Origin of the sequence: Janthinobacterium sp. J1-1 (assembly GCF_030944405.1) — a bacterium.
Taxonomy (GTDB): Bacteria; Pseudomonadota; Gammaproteobacteria; order Burkholderiales; family Burkholderiaceae_D; genus Janthinobacterium.
In genome coordinates, this window is the sequence record NZ_CP132339.1 from 4,253,237 (window position 1) to 4,267,573 (window position 14,337).

The 14,337-nt window shown below is 61.7% G+C and carries 14 protein-coding genes; 6 read left to right on the plus strand and 8 right to left on the minus strand.

Annotated elements, in window-relative coordinates:
- Positions 1 to 56: 56 nt before the first annotated feature.
- Positions 57 to 755, plus strand: coding sequence for an MgtC/SapB family protein (locus Q8L25_RS19425; RefSeq protein WP_374694319.1), 699 nt, complete (start codon positions 57 to 59; stop codon positions 753 to 755).
- Between the two features lie 121 nt (positions 756 to 876).
- Complete coding sequence (locus Q8L25_RS19430; protein WP_308920940.1) at positions 877 to 1,122, plus strand: hypothetical protein; 246 nt, start codon at positions 877 to 879, stop codon at positions 1,120 to 1,122.
- Here Q8L25_RS19430 and Q8L25_RS19435 read toward each other — a convergent pair.
- Entirely contained in the window at positions 1,106 to 2,224 is a 1,119-nt protein-coding gene (locus Q8L25_RS19435) for a DNA topoisomerase IB (RefSeq protein ID WP_308920941.1), read from the minus strand. The genes Q8L25_RS19430 and Q8L25_RS19435 overlap by 17 nt on opposite strands.
- Positions 2,225 to 2,312: 88 nt before the next feature.
- Between Q8L25_RS19435 and Q8L25_RS19440 the strand changes: the two genes are divergently transcribed.
- Positions 2,313 to 2,693, plus strand: coding sequence for a DUF1232 domain-containing protein (locus Q8L25_RS19440; RefSeq protein WP_308920942.1), 381 nt, complete (start codon positions 2,313 to 2,315; stop codon positions 2,691 to 2,693).
- 2 nt (positions 2,694 to 2,695) lie between these two features.
- On the opposite strand, the gene Q8L25_RS19445 is transcribed toward Q8L25_RS19440, so the two are convergent.
- From Q8L25_RS19445 to Q8L25_RS19460, 4 genes are all read right to left on the minus strand, one after another.
- Complete coding sequence (locus Q8L25_RS19445) at positions 2,696 to 2,851, minus strand: hypothetical protein (protein ID WP_308920943.1); 156 nt, start codon at positions 2,849 to 2,851, stop codon at positions 2,696 to 2,698.
- Positions 2,852 to 2,965: 114 nt separating this feature from the next.
- A complete protein-coding gene (locus Q8L25_RS19450) occupies positions 2,966 to 4,144 on the minus strand; it encodes a serine hydrolase domain-containing protein (RefSeq protein WP_308920944.1) in 1,179 nt (392 codons plus the stop codon).
- A gap of 146 nt (positions 4,145 to 4,290) precedes the next feature.
- A complete protein-coding gene (locus tag Q8L25_RS19455) occupies positions 4,291 to 5,586 on the minus strand; it encodes a cation:proton antiporter (protein ID WP_308920945.1) in 1,296 nt (431 codons plus the stop codon).
- Between the two features lie 38 nt (positions 5,587 to 5,624).
- Complete coding sequence (locus Q8L25_RS19460; RefSeq protein ID WP_308920946.1) at positions 5,625 to 6,773, minus strand: mechanosensitive ion channel domain-containing protein; 1,149 nt, start codon at positions 6,771 to 6,773, stop codon at positions 5,625 to 5,627.
- A 261-nt stretch (positions 6,774 to 7,034) separates the two neighbouring features.
- Between Q8L25_RS19460 and Q8L25_RS19465 the strand changes: the two genes are divergently transcribed.
- Genes Q8L25_RS19465 through Q8L25_RS19475 form a run of 3 tightly spaced genes read left to right on the plus strand, consistent with a single transcriptional unit; the run spans position 7,035 to position 11,942 of the window.
- Positions 7,035 to 9,311: a trehalose-6-phosphate synthase gene (locus tag Q8L25_RS19465; RefSeq protein WP_308920947.1), complete on the plus strand. Its 2,277-nt coding sequence runs from the start codon at positions 7,035 to 7,037 to the stop codon at positions 9,309 to 9,311.
- Positions 9,311 to 10,117 carry a trehalose-phosphatase gene (gene otsB / locus Q8L25_RS19470; RefSeq protein WP_308920948.1) on the plus strand — a complete coding sequence of 269 codons (807 nt, stop codon included), beginning with the start codon at positions 9,311 to 9,313 and terminating at the stop codon, positions 10,115 to 10,117. Before Q8L25_RS19465 ends, otsB begins: the two co-directional genes overlap by 1 nt.
- Positions 10,101 to 11,942: a glycoside hydrolase family 15 protein gene (locus Q8L25_RS19475; RefSeq protein WP_308920949.1), complete on the plus strand. Its 1,842-nt coding sequence runs from the start codon at positions 10,101 to 10,103 to the stop codon at positions 11,940 to 11,942. The genes otsB and Q8L25_RS19475 overlap by 17 nt, the downstream gene beginning before the upstream one ends.
- A 43-nt stretch (positions 11,943 to 11,985) precedes the next feature.
- Here the strand turns inward: Q8L25_RS19475 and Q8L25_RS19480 are convergent, their stop codons facing one another.
- The 3 genes from Q8L25_RS19480 to Q8L25_RS19490 all read right to left on the minus strand — a co-directional run bounded on the left by Q8L25_RS19480 (position 11,986) and on the right by Q8L25_RS19490 (position 14,293).
- Positions 11,986 to 12,588: a hypothetical protein gene (locus Q8L25_RS19480; protein ID WP_308920950.1), complete on the minus strand. Its 603-nt coding sequence runs from the start codon at positions 12,586 to 12,588 to the stop codon at positions 11,986 to 11,988.
- A gap of 71 nt (positions 12,589 to 12,659) precedes the next feature.
- The gene (locus tag Q8L25_RS19485) at positions 12,660 to 13,121 is read right to left on the minus strand and encodes an SMI1/KNR4 family protein (protein WP_308920951.1); all 462 of its coding nucleotides are present in this window, start codon (positions 13,119 to 13,121) and stop codon (positions 12,660 to 12,662) included.
- Between the two features lie 239 nt (positions 13,122 to 13,360).
- Positions 13,361 to 14,293 carry a LysR family transcriptional regulator gene (locus Q8L25_RS19490; protein WP_308920952.1) on the minus strand — a complete coding sequence of 311 codons (933 nt, stop codon included), beginning with the start codon at positions 14,291 to 14,293 and terminating at the stop codon, positions 13,361 to 13,363.
- Between the last annotated feature and the right edge of the window lie 44 nt (positions 14,294 to 14,337).

Sequence of the window (14,337 nt, forward strand, 5' to 3'; positions counted from 1 at the left end):
TGCGAGTTGGAATATGATCACCCAAATCTAAACACTTAAGGAGAAGCGCAATGGCATTGGCATCGGAATGGGAACTGGTAGGACGGCTGGCGTTTTCGGCCTTGCTGGGCAGCGTGATCGGCTATGAGCGCGAGCGGCTGGCGTGGGTGGCGGGGCTGCGCACGCATATGCTGGTATGCGTGGGGTCGACCCTGATCATGATCGTGTCGGCCTATGGTTTTTCCGAGGTGCTCAGCGAGCGGGTGACGCTCGACCCTTCGCGGATGGCGGCGCAGGTGGTGTCGGGCATCGGTTTCCTGGGCGCCGGGGCGATCCTGGCGCGTGGCGAGATCGTGCGCGGGCTGACGACGGCTGCCAGCGTGTGGTCGGTGGCCGGCATCGGCCTGGCCGTGGGTGGCGGTCTGTACACGCCGGCGGTGGCGGCGACCGTCATCATCCTGATTATCCTGGCGGGCATCAAGCCGCTGGAAAAGCGTTTTATCGGCAGCCGCCAGCGGCGCGAGCTGTTGATCACGGCCGAGCGCGATGCGCTGTCGCTGGACAAATTGCATGAAGCGCTGGGCGCTGGCACGACGCGGGTGCAGCAATTCATCATTCGCCAGAAAGAGGGTGTGCCGCAGCTGGACGATATCGTCATCACGTTTGCGCGCGTGACGCCGATGCAATTTCTGGCGCTGCAAAAACGCCTGGAAGCGGTGCCTGGAGTATCGAGCGTGAAGGACCCGGATGCCGACCAGGATGCCCCGCAACCCTGATGTAGCCTAGGGTTGAGCTTGTCAGCATAGTCCTACCTCAGCTGCGGTAGCTGTCTGATTGTATGCATTGTGAAAACACGAGATGATGATTCCACTCTGCAACCAATCAACGGACAACGCCATGAACAAGCCAGCGATCAACAAAAACAACGGTGTCAACAAGCCCTTCGTGCTGATCTGCCTGTTCACGGTATCGACCCTGGCTGCCACCGTCTGGAATGGCGATGTGAATGCTGAAACGACGGCGGCCAAGGCCACCATCGCCGCGCCGACCCAGATGGCAGGCGATGAAGGTCGCGCCTTGCCGGCATGCGGCATGCGCGAACTGAGCCTGTCGGCCCAGTGCCAGCCTAGCGGCGACGCTTGAGCTTCTGTTTGATCGGTTCTTCGCTTTGCAGGCGCCGTTGCAGCAGCGCCAGCACGGCCGCTTCCTCCGGCGCCAGCGCATGCAGGTCTTCCTTGAGTTCCTGTTGCGCGCGCGCTTTCAGTCCCTCCAGCAAGCTGCCGTCCAGGTAGGAATCGAGTACCGCCGGATGCACATAGCATTTGCGGCAGATCGACGGCGTATTGCCCAGCTTCTTGGCCACCGACTCGATGGCCTGCACGATATTTTTCTTGGCCTGCGCCTCGGAATCGACTTTTTCAAATTCTTCCAGGGCCAGCGCGGCCAGCAGGGTGCCTGACCAGGTGCGGAAATCCTTGGCCGTGTAGTCCTCGCCGGTAATGTCACGCAAGTAATCATTGACGTCGCCTGAATCGACGCCATGGCGCTGCCCGTCTTCATCGAGGTACTGGAACAGCTCCTGGCCCGGCAAATCGCGGATGGTTTGCAGCACGCGCGCAAGGCGCCGGTCGCTGAGCTTGATGTCGTGGTGCACGCCGCTCTTGCCGCGGAAATGGAATTCCACGCCGCTGCCAGCCACTTTCACATGGCGCGTGCGCAGGGTGGTCAGGCCGAACGACTTGTTGGTGCGCGCATATTCTTCGTTACCGATACGCATCATCGTCAGTTCCAGCAGGTGGACGATGGTGGCCAGCACTTTTTCGCGGGGCATGCCGGGCAGCTTCATGCCGGCCTCGACGGCTTTTCGGATGGCGGGCAGGGCGCGGCCAAAGCTCAGCATGCGTTCGTACTTGGCTTCGTCGCGCACCTGGCGCCAGCGCGCGTGGTAGCGGTATTGCTTGCGGCCACGGGCGTCGCGGCCGGTGGCCTGCACATGGCCGTTGGCGCGGGCGCAGATCCAGACGTCGGTCCAGGCCGGCGGTATCGCCAGCGTCTTGATGCGCGCCAGGATATCTTCGTCGCCCAGCTTCTTGCCGTCGGCGTCCAGGTAGTGAAATTTGCCGGGCTTGCCATGGCGGGCGATGCCGGGTTGATGATCGCCCACATAGCGCAGGCCGGCCGCCCTGGCAATCGCCGGCGCCGGATCGGCAGTGGGGGTTTCAAGAGCGGGTGTTTCCATTTTCATGTACGGTACTCCAGGGTTCGCCATAGGCGATTTATGATAATGTGCGCGTTCAAGCAGCCAGGCCGCGTGTGGCAAAGAGGAGCAGCATATGTTTGGCAAGAGAAAAACTCTCGATCAGGATCATTCCGCCCAGGCCAAGGCCCACGAAAAGAAATATACCGACGACAGTTTCTGGGACAAGGTCATCAAGTTCGCCAAAACGGCCGGCCGGGAAGTGATCGAAAAGGCGCTGTGGCTGTATTACGCCGCGCAGCAACCGAGCACGCCGCTGTGGGCCAAGACGGCCATCTACGGCGCGCTCGGCTACTTCATTTCGCCGATCGATGCGATTCCCGACATCACGCCGGTGGTGGGCTACGTGGATGACCTGGCCGTGCTGGCCGCCGCCGTGGCAACGGTGGCGACCTATATCACGGCCGACGTCAAGCTGCGCGCCGCCGACAAGCTGCAGGGCTGGTTTGGCGCCTGAGCTTATGCCGCCGGCTGTCCCTTGACGGCATTGCGGTATTTTTCTTTCGCGATCGCTTTTTTTACCGCCTCGTTGGCGATATTCGATGCCTTGATGCGGGCTTTTTCGCTTTTGCTGCGTTGCTGGGCGATATCTTTGTTGCCGATGCGATTGGTCATGCTGGTCTCCTGATATAGGTCAAGTAAGGTCAAATAAAGTCGATGTGACCGTTCCAGCATACTTCCCTGGCAGTTCGCCACCGTGCGGCCGCCCACACAATGGCGCCAGGCACCTTACTTCTTGACCGTCTCGTTGGCGCGCGCCAGCAGGCGCTGCACGACTTCCTTCTGGAAGCTGCGGAACTCGCGGTCGGCGCTGATGTTGGAAAACGCCAGCACGGCCGTCTTGCTGGCCGTATCGACGCAGACCACCGATGCCGCGCCCGGGTCGCCGCCGCTATGCGAGGCCAGCTGCATGCCGTCCAGGTCGCGCAGCACCCAGGCCAGCGCCTGGCGTACCTGCGCGTCGGCGGCGGCCATGCTGACCGGCTGCGGTTCCAAAAAGGCCTTGACAGTCTCTTCCTTCAGATAGCGGTGGCCCTTGACCATGCCGCCATTGCTGAAAATCGCCAGGAAGCGCGCAAAATCATGGGCCGAACTGCGCAAGAGGCCGGCCGGCCAGTCGGGATAGCCGACCGGCGGCAGCACTTGCAGGCCCGGGTCCTTGTCTTTGTAGGGCTGGGCCACCGTCGTGCTGCGCGGCAGGCCGGCCAGTTTCCAGGCCGTGTCATCCATGCCCAAGGGGTCGAACAGATGATCCTGGGAATAGATATCGAGTCCTTCGGGGTTCAAACGCCCGACCAGATAGCCGAGCAGGGCGTAGCCGACATTGCTGTAGCGCCATTCGGTGCCGGGCCGTCCCGCAAACGACAGGTCGGCGTCGTACCAGCCGCCACCGCGCGACAGATAGCCCTTCAAAAAGTCGCGCAGGGGCAGGCGCGGGTCGCCCTCGACGGAAAACGCCGGCGTTTTTTCGTACACGGCGTCGGAAATGCCCGAGGTATGGGTCAGCAGATGGCGGAAGGTGATCGGCACATCGGGATATTTCGGATGCAACAGGGGAAAATCCAGATGCGGCGCGACCTTGTCGTCGAGCTGGAACAGGCCTTGCTCATGCAGCATCATGATGGCGGTCGCCGTCACCACCTTGCTGACGGAGGCGATATGGAATGCCGTGTCGGCGTCCGCTTGTTGCCCGTCTTCGACATCGGCCATGCCATAGCCGCGGGCAAAGATGGTCTTGTCGCCGCGCACGATGGCCACGCTCATGGCCGGTGTTTCGGTGCGTGCCAGCCCGTCGCGTATAAAGGCGTCAAAGTCGGTTTCCCAGGCCGTGTCGGCGGGATTGGTGGCGCAGCCGGTTTGCAGCAGGGCAAGCGCGACGCCCAGTCCCAGTACGCTTCGTCGTTTCATGGTGTCTTTTCTTTCTCGGCTAAATTCTTGCCAGGTGCGGGCGTTTTGACGTTTTGATTATCTTATCTTAACAATATTTTCTCAAAAAGCAGTGCCAATTGGCAAAACATTGCTGCGCAGCAATGACAAGCGTCGCAGCGCGCCGTCTATTCCCGCCAATAGCGATTCAGCATGGGCGTGACGCTGATACCGTGCGCGACGATGGACACCATCACCACCACGATGGTGATATGGCTCAGTTCGCGCGCCAGACCCACCGGCAAGCCGTGGTTGATGGCATAGCACAGGTAGTACACCGAACCGATGCCGCGCACGCCGAACCAGGCGGCCATGCCGCGCAGGCGCAGGCTGGTGTTCGATCCCAGCAAACCCAGCAGGACGCTGACCGGGCGCGCCACCAGCAGCAGGAACAGCGCCATGCCGACCGTGCGCCAGTTCCAGACCGACTGGCTGACGGCGCCGCCCAGCAGCAGCACCAGCGTCAGTTCCGACAAATGTTCCAGGTGTTCCTTGAATACCAGCGACTCGGCGCTGACGGTCAGCGGTGCTTGCGGTTCCTGCGGCTTGACGGCCGACCCCGCATGCACTTCCTCGGCCTGCAGCAGGCCCTGCTTGTCTTCGGGCGCGCCGGCCAGGCGCAGTTCGGTCTGGCGCAGCGCCACGCCGGCAAAAAAGACGGCCAGGAAACCCCAGGCGTGCAGCCAGGTGGTCGCGCCATACACGACGGCGATCAGGCCCAGCCCGACCAGGTCGTCCAGCACTTCGTGCTTCGGATCCTTGCCGCGCAACTGCCAGCCCAGCCAGGCCAGCAGCGCGCCGCCGGCCACGCCCAGCGCGATCGCCGCCGCGCTGGCCCATAATAAATCGTGCCACAGCCAGGTCCAGCCGGTGTGGCCCAGCTCGTGATAACCGAGCAGGCCCAGGCCCAGCATCACGAAAGGAAAGCCACTGCCGTCGTTCATGCCCGCTTCGCAGGTGAGGGTAAAGCGCAGCTGGTCGCTGTCGCCGGGGCGGCGCACCTGCACGTCGGTGGCCAGCACCGGGTCGGTGGGGGCCAGGATGGCGCCGATCAGGATGCCCGCGCCCAGCGGCAGATCGAGCACCAGGCAGGCAAAGGCGGCCACCAGCCCCACCGACAGCGCCATCGACAGCCAGGCCAGGCGCAGCGACGGCAGCCAGCGTGCCAGGCTGAACGGCACCGGCATCTTGACGCCGGCCGAGAACAGGGAAATCAGGACGGCGATTTCGGTCAGGGTTTCCAGCAGCGGCGCCTGCTTGACCAGGTCGAGCGAAAACAGGCCCAGTACCATCGGGCCGACCACCAGGCCCACGCCCAGGTAGGCCATCGAGGAAGTGAACGGCAGGCGGGCGATGCTGGTGGCGGCCAGGCCGCGCGCCAGCATCAGGCAGCCGATCAGGATGAACCAGGCGGTGGTGCTCATGTCGGTTTTCCTTCAGGCTGGGGTGTTTGAAGCAGAGCTTACACCTTGGCGGTCGGCGCGCCGTCGATAATCGTCTCGAGCGCGTCCGGGGTGTTGATGACCCTGGCCGCGGTGGTGTTGAGCTCGACCGGGTCGATCGACGAGCGCAGGCGCGGCAGACCGTGTGGATAATGCTGGGCCACATAGCCGAGGATGCCTTCGCGTATCACGCAGCGCAGCTCGAATGCGTCGCCCGAATTGTTGGCGCTGATCAGGAAACGCAGCTGCATGGCGCGGTCGGTGGCGTCCGTTACCTGCACCTTGCAGACGCGCTGGTCCCATAGCGGCGATTCCTGGCAGATGCGGTCCAGTTCGGCGCGCAGCGGCTCGACCGGCACGCTGAAGTCCAGCCACAGGAACACCGTGCCGAGGATGGTGGACGAGGTATGGGTCCAGTTCTCGAACGGGTTTTCGATAAACCAGGTCAGCGGCACGATCATGCGGCGCTCGTCCCAGATGCGCACCACCACATACGTGCCCTTGATTTCCTCCACGCGGCCCCACTCGCCATTGACGATCAGCACGTCATCGATGCGGATCGGCTGCGAAAACGCAATCTGCAGGCCGGCGATAAAGTTGCCCAGCACGGGCCGGGCGGCAATACCGGCCACCAGGCCAGCCACACCGGCCGAGGCCAGCAAACTGGCGCCGATCTGGCGCGCCCCGGGCAGGGTCAGCAAGATAAACGACAGGCCGAGGATGATCACGATGGCGTGTGCGCTGCGCGTGAGAACCCTTGCCTGGGTGATCAGGCGGCGCGCGCGCAGGTTGTCGGCCACGTCGACCGGATTGATTTGCGCGATGGTCAGGCTGAGCGCTTCGATGCATTTCATGGCCAGCCAGGTCAGCGCCACGATCAGCGCCACGTTGGCCAGGTGCGACATGCCGACCAGGCCTGGCGTATCGCCCGGCGCGCCGGCCAGCACGATGCGCAGGCCAAACATGATCAAGCTCAGTTGGCTGGCGCGAAACGCCACCCGCGTGACATGGGTGGTAAACGGGCGGCCATTGGCCAGGCGCTTGAGCAGGCTGATGCTGGCGCGGTGCACCGCCATGGCGATCAGGGTGGCGATAATGGCGCTGAGCAAAACGGTGACTGCGGAAGCGAGCCGTCCTCCCATCAACGAATGGTAGGTGGTGAGATCCATGGGCTAAAACTCCTTGTGACTTGTAAATGAATGGCAGCAAATGTATATTTTAAAGCCTGACGGCGGCGCCGGGGCGTGCGTTGACTAACGGACAAGACGTTTCCTATGGGAGATACTGAAAGTACCTCATGATGCGCGTTCTCGGCGGAATTGAAGTTTCAATAAGGAAACCAACAGAACGACGCTACATGGAAAATATTGGCATACTTGCCATGCTTTTAGCTTTTGCAAAGGAAAATGATGATTTTAAGATCGCTCAGAATGTCCTTGCGTTTCATTCTGCCACTCGCCCTCGTGCTGGGACTGTTCGCGTATATCGTGGTCCCGCTGCTCGACAACATTACCTTGCGCTGGTATGTGCGTGACCTCGACAGCCGCGCCGAATTGCTCGCCGGGACCTTGCGGCCGCCACTCACCCAATATCTGCCTGAAAACGATACCGCCCGTATCGATGAACTGTTCCAGGGCGCCACGCGCGACGAACGTCTGATCGCGCTGGGCTTCTGTGACAACGCCGGCAAACTCATCTACAAGACGGCACAGTTCCCCGCCTCGATCGGCTGCTGGACCACTCCAAGCTCGGGCGGCCTGTACAAGTCGCTGGCGCAATTGCCGCAAGGCCAGGTACACCTGAGCGAAACGCCCGTCATGAGCGACGCCCACCAACTGGGCCGCCTGGTACTGGTGCAGGACATGACGTTTGTCGAGCGCCGGAATACCGATACCAAACGCTTCATCTTTGCCTTCCTGGCCGTGCTGGCCGTGCTGATTTCCTTGATGACCGTGTTCGTGGCGCACCTGAGCTGGCGTGGCTGGCTGGCTGCCGTCAAGGATGTGCTGCGCGGTGAATTGCTGTCCAAGAAGAATGTTGCCGCGCCAACCGATGCCACCCCCGTGCCCATCATCGCGCCAGCGCCTGCCGAAATGCAGCCGTTGATCGGCGACCTGCGCGAACTGCTGCAGGAATACCATCTGGAACGCCAGGGTGAAAACAATGGCTGGACCTCCGAATGGACGCCGGAAAAACTGCGCGGCCTGCTCGAAGCGGACCTGGCCGGCGATCAGGTGCTGGTGGTGTCGAACCGCGAGCCGTATATCCATGCCAAATCGGAAGACGGCACCATCAAGGTGCAGCGCCCGGCCAGCGGCCTGGTGACGGCGGTGGAAGCGGTGATGCGCGCCTGTTCGGGCACCTGGATCGCCCACGGCGCCGGTTCGGCCGACCGTGAAACGGTGGACAAACTCGACCATGTGCCGGTGCCGCCCGACAATCCAAGCTACACCTTGCGCCGCGTCTGGCTGACGGAAGAGGAAGAGCAGGGCTATTACTACGGCTTCGCCAACGAAGGCATGTGGCCGCTGTGCCATATCGCCCACGTGCGCCCCGTGTTCCGCTCGTCGGACTGGGACCAGTATGTGAAAGTGAACCGCCGCTTTGCCGACGCCGTGATCGCCGAAGCGAAAACCGACAACCCGGTGGTGCTGGTGCAGGATTACCACTTTGCCCTGTTGCCGCGCATGGTGCGCGAAGCGCTGCCGAAAGCGACTATTATTACTTTCTGGCATATCCCCTGGCCGAACTCGGAGTCCTTCGGCATTTGCCCATGGCGCGAGGAAATCCTCGACGGCCTGCTGGGCAGCACGATTTTGGGCTTCCATACGCCGTTCCACCGCAAGAATTTCCTGGAAACCGTCGACCGCTACCTGGAAACCCGCATCGAGCCGGAAGCGTCGACCATTTCCTATGGCGGCGAGATGACCCAGGTCGAGGACTATCCGATCTCGATCGCCTGGCCCGATGAAGATCCGAACCTGCCGGACGTGGCCACCTGCCGCGCCGAAATCCGCGCCGCCATCGGCGTGCCGGCCGACCATTTGCTGGGCATCGGCGTCGACCGCCTCGACTACACCAAGGGTATCGTCGAGCGCTTCCAGGCCGTCGAACGCATGCTGGAACAGCAGCCGGGCATGGTGGGGCACTTTACGTTTATCCAGATTGCCGCGCCTAGCCGCGCGTCGCTGGACGAATACCAGAGTTTCGACACGCGTGTGCGCAAGATGGTCGAGCGCATCAACCGCCGCTTCGGCAGCGGCGATTATGTGCCGATCCTGCTGAAGGCCGAGCACCATGGCCAGGATGCGCTGCAGCGTTTCTTCCGCGCCTCCGAGGTCTGCATGGTGACCAGCCTGCATGACGGCATGAACCTGGTGGCCAAGGAATTCATCGCCTCGCGCGAAGACGAGATGGGCGTGCTGGTGCTGTCACAATTCACGGGCGCCGCCCGCGAGCTGCACGAAGCGCTGATCATCAATCCTTACCATATCGAGCAGGGCGCTGAAGCCCTGTACCGTGGCCTGGTGATGCCGCCGGTGGAACAGCGCGAACGCATGAAGAGCATGCGCGCGCGTGTCAAACACTTCAATGTGTACCGCTGGGCCGGCCGCATGTTGCTGGACGCCTCGCGCCTGCGCCAGCGCGACAAGGTCATGACCAAGATCGACGCTCACCGCCGCCTCAGCCGGCGCAAGGGGGTTTGATGGCGGTAACGACAGATACCTTGATCGACGACAGCGCGGTGCTGGCGGGCTTGTTCGACACCCCCGGCTGCGCGATTTTCCTGGACTTTGACGGCACCCTGGTCGACCTGGCGCCCACGCCCGACGGCGTGCGCCTGGAAGCGGGCGTGGCCGAGGCGCTGGCGCTGCTGTCCAGGCGCCACAAGGGTGCGCTGGCGATTATTTCCGGCCGCCCCGTGGCGCAGATCGACGCCATGCTGGCGCCACTGGTATTGCCGGTGGCGGGCGTGCATGGCGTGGAGCGGCGCGGCGCCGATGGTCAATTGCGCCTGGCGGCCACGCCGGACGTCTCTCCCGTGCTGGCCAGGGCGCAAGCCCTGGCCGCCTTGTACCCCGGTTTGCTGGTGGAACAGAAACGCGGCGCCGTGGCCCTGCATTACCGCCTGGCGCCGGAATTGCAGGAACTATGCGTGCGGGAAATGACGGACGCCGTGCAAGCGTGCCCCGGTATTTTGCTGTTGCATGGCAAAATGGTGCTTGAAGCCAAGCCTGCCGCCACCGACAAGGGCGGCGCGATCGCCGCCTTCATGCTTGAAGCGCCATTTGCCGGCCGGCGCGCCGTGTTCGCCGGCGACGATACCACCGACGAAGCCGGTTTTGCCTTCGTGGAACAGGCAGGCGGGCAGGGCGTCAAGGTCGGCAGCGGCGCCAGCGTGGCCTCGCTCAGGCTGGCCAGCCCGGCCGCACTGCGCGTGGTGCTGTTGCACGCGGCCGTGCTTGCCGCATCCCCCCAAACTCAAGGAGTAGCCGATGACGACAGCCTATGACACACCGAGCGGCGCCCCTGCGCCGGCCTCCAGCAAACCATCGGCCCAGGCCAGCCTCAATTGCGGCGTGGTGGGCAACTGCGCCTTCAGCGCCCTGATCGACCAGGCCGGCCAAGTGGTCTGGTCCTGCCTGCCCCGTTTCGACGGCGACCCGGTGTTCAACACCCTGCTGGACGACACCGAAAACGGCAGCGTGTGGGGCATCGATATTGAAAACTATGCCCGCACCGAGCAGTTTTACGAGCCGAACACGGCCGTGCTGCGCACGCGCTTGTACGACACCGACGGCCGTGGCGTGGAAATCACCGATTTCGCACCCCGTTTCCTCAGCCGCGACCGCATGTTCCGTCCGCTGATGCTGATCCGCCGCGTGCGTCCGCTGGACCGCGCCGTGCGCATCCGCGTGCGCCTGCGTCCCCGTTTCGACTGGGGCAAACTGGCGCCGCAGATCACCCAGGGCAGCCACCATATCCGTTATGTGGGCCCGGAACAGACCCTGCGCCTGAACACCGATGTGTCACTCAACTATGTGCTGAGCGAATCGTATTTCGTGCTCGACAAGACCGCCAACTTCCTGCTGGGCCCGGACGAAACCCTGGCCGGCGGCATCGACGAGACGGCGCGCATCTTTGAAAAAGAGACCATCAACTACTGGCGCACCTACACGCGCCGCCTGGCCGTGCCGCTGGAATGGCAGGACGTGGTCATCCGCGCGGCCATCACCCTGAAACTGTCCTTGTACGAGGACACCGGCGCCATCATCGCCGCCATGACCACCAGCATCCCGGAAGCGCCGGGCAGCAGCCGCAACTGGGACTACCGCTATTGCTGGCTGCGCGACGCCTTCTTTGTCGTGCGTGCGCTGAACAGCCTGTCGGAAGTGGGCACGATGGAGGAATATTTGCGCTGGCTGACGAATATCGTCGCCCGCTCCAAGGGTGGCCATATCCAGCCCCTGTACGGCATCGGCCTGGAAGAATTGCTGCCGGAATCGCTGGTCGATCACTTGCCCGGCTACCGCGGCAACGGCCCCGTGCGCGTGGGCAACCAGGCGCAGGAACACTTCCAGCACGATGTCTACGGCAATATCGTGCTGGGCGCGGCGCAAGCTTTCCTCGACCACCGTTTGTTCCACCGCGCCGGCAAGGCGGAGTTTACGGCGCTGGAAGCGGTCGGCGAGCAGGCCTTCAAGCTGCACGCGGAACCGGACGCCGGCATGTGGGAACTGCGCACGCGCGCCCGCGTCCATACCTCGTCGATGCTGATGAGCTGGGCAGCCTGCGACCGCTTGTCCAAAGTCGCCCACAAACTGGAGCTGCCCGACCGCGCCGACCACTGGCAAAGCCGCGCCACCCTGATCCGCGAGCGCCTGCTGCGCGAAGCGTGGAGCGAAGAGCGCCAGGCCTTCGCCGAAAGCCTGGGCGGCCGCGACCTAGATGCGTCGGTACTGTTGATGGCCGAAGTCAATTTCATCGACCCGATGGACCCGCGCTTTATCGCCACCGTCGACGCGCTGGAAGCCTCGCTGTGCGACGGCCCCTATATGCGCCGCTACGAAGCCCCGGACGACTTCGGCAAGCCCGAAACGGCCTTCAACATCTGCACCTTCTGGCGCATCGACGCCCTGGCCCGCATCGGCAGGAAAGAAGAAGCACGCCAGATCTTCGAAACCATGCTGATGGCCCGCAACCACGTGGGCCTGCTGTCGGAAGACACGCATCCCGTGACGGGCGAAATGTGGGGCAACTTCCCGCAGACCTACTCGATGGTGGGGCTGATCAATTGCGCGGTGAGGTTGTCGGCGCCTTGGGATAGTGCGATCTAGAATGATCACGGGCATCTGTCGCTTGCGGCAGATGCCTTGCACATTACTTCAATTTCATGGCGGCCTTCAGGACCCTGGCCTCCATGGTTCCGTCAATGATCTCTATCTGTCCGCTGGAAGATTGGTAGTACATCAAGGGCACGGACACAGGTCGGTAGCCCGGATCCAGAGTGATCAGCAGCTCGGTGTTGCTGTTCACCGTGGATACCGACGCTTCGGACGGTTCCGCCGTCACTGTCAGCATCGTGCCGGACTTGCGCATCGCTGCTTCATTGGCCGACATGAGGCTGCTCGGGTCCGCCGAATCGAGCGTGGCCGCACCGAGCATTGCGCCGTCATCGCCCAACAAAGCCACCGGTATCCACACGAATTCGACCTGGTCTTTCAACAGCATCGTCTCCCGCCACAGGTCACTGCAATAGGAGCAAGCGGGGTCAAAAAACACCCAGGCCCTGTTCGGCGAACCCGCTCCCACGGAGAATCCCTTTGCTTCTTTTTCCACCCGTGCCAGCATTGCGGCGCGTTGCTCCTGCGTCAGGCTTTTGATGTGCGCCGCCATCATGGTTTCTGGCGGTGCCTTGATGATGGGCGCACAGGCGGATAGGAATAAAAGCAGGAATGGAAAAATAATAGTGGTAAAATGCATATTAATTTGATCAAAGTGTTTCTACCAGCGAGGGCGGTCTCAAGTTCCAGCTGCAGTTTGATCCATAACAGTTATTCAATTTTGATATCAAATTGATTAACGTCGTAAAGCTTCTTCTCGGCCATCCAGGCGTCAAGCAGATTTCCTTCGATCGGTTCATATTCTTCCCACTCGGCGTCCCATTGCACAACGCTTTCATTCGCATCCAGAAGTATAAACCAAGTGGTTCCCGTGCCGTTACCGCCTATGGCAACGGCTTGTTTTAGCCAGTCAGGAAAATAATCTTCACTACGAAAGAATTGTGTAAAGGTGACGAGTGATTCTGCACCGGGTCGGGGGCGGTCAAGAATGGGAAAAAGAAAGCTGGCAGCGGTCGGCCCTAGAAAACCATTAAAATCGAAGAAAAGCTTCTTGAGCTGCTCGGGCAATCGGTGTCCGAGTAAGTTCTCTGCCTTGGCTATCATTGTGGGGTCGGCAGGTTTTTCAAAAACACCAGCAGGGAAAGCTTGGCGAACATCTTCTGGTGTAAACATAATGTCTTTTCAGTAAATGCGTCATCTTTTTGATTGGAATAAAAGATAGGAGGCGGTATGCGGCAGACTGAACGAAATTTCTCTCAGTGCTATTTATTTCCTGATTTTAACTCCAGTTTGCTGCGGCATAGTTAAAATTTCCACGTCAGACAATAGGACACGAAGCACTTCTCTACCGATTGCCCGCTGGCGACATAGTCAGGATTTTTTACTATCTTATTATTTCAATATGTAGCCTGCTATCGCGACGAGCTGTTGACGCTTTGGCTACCCCGCCCATACAACCTGCACTCCGCCGCCAACGCCAGCAAATTCGCATCGCGCTCCCGGCTATTCAGCATCAACAAAGTGATTTGCTGGTGCGAACTGTAGCGCTCATCAAGCGGCAGCAATTCGATGCGCGAGCTGAAGGCGCGTACGCGTCCCGGCAGCAGGCTGTAGCCGATGCCGCCGCTGACGAGATTAATTAGCGAAAAGATATCGCCCACGCGCATCGTGGTGTCCGGTACAAAGCCAGCCAGCTCAAACGCATGGCTGAAGCTTTGCGAGGTGACGAAGCCTTCGTTGAGGGTAACGAATTTTTCATTGCGCAGCGCCTGCAGGTCGAGGGACGTCTGTCCCGCGTACGGTGAATGCAATGGCGCGGCCAGATACACATCATCCTGGAACAGCGGCACCGACACCAGGCCCGCATGATGTTCCTCTTCCTGCACGCCGATAATGATGGCGTCCAGCCGACCGTCCGCCAGGCTTTGCAGCAGTTCGCGGTTCGACCCCAGTGTCAAATCGATATCGAGGCCGGGGCGGCGCAGTTTCAGGGCGATCACCAGTTGCGGGATGCAGTGGAGCGTCAGCGAATACAGCGAACCGATCTTCAGGCGGACCGGGTTGATGCCCGACATTTCGCGCACCTTGCGCACGCCTTCTTCGCACTCGGCCAGCGCGCGGCGCGCCGATTCGGCGAAGGTGTAGGCCGCGTGCAGCGGGATCAGGCTGCGGCCTTCGCGCTTGAACAGGGGGCAGCGCAGGCCGTCTTCCAGGCTGTGCAGGGCGCGATGCACGCTGACGGTGCTCTGGCCCAGCGCGTCGGCGACGCGCGATAAATTGTTCAGCTCCATAAAGCTCAGGAACACTTCGAGCTTTTTCAGCGTGATTTCTTCATTGATGGCCATGGATCACCGTGAATATCGTTAGTTCATTAATCTGAGAGTAATGA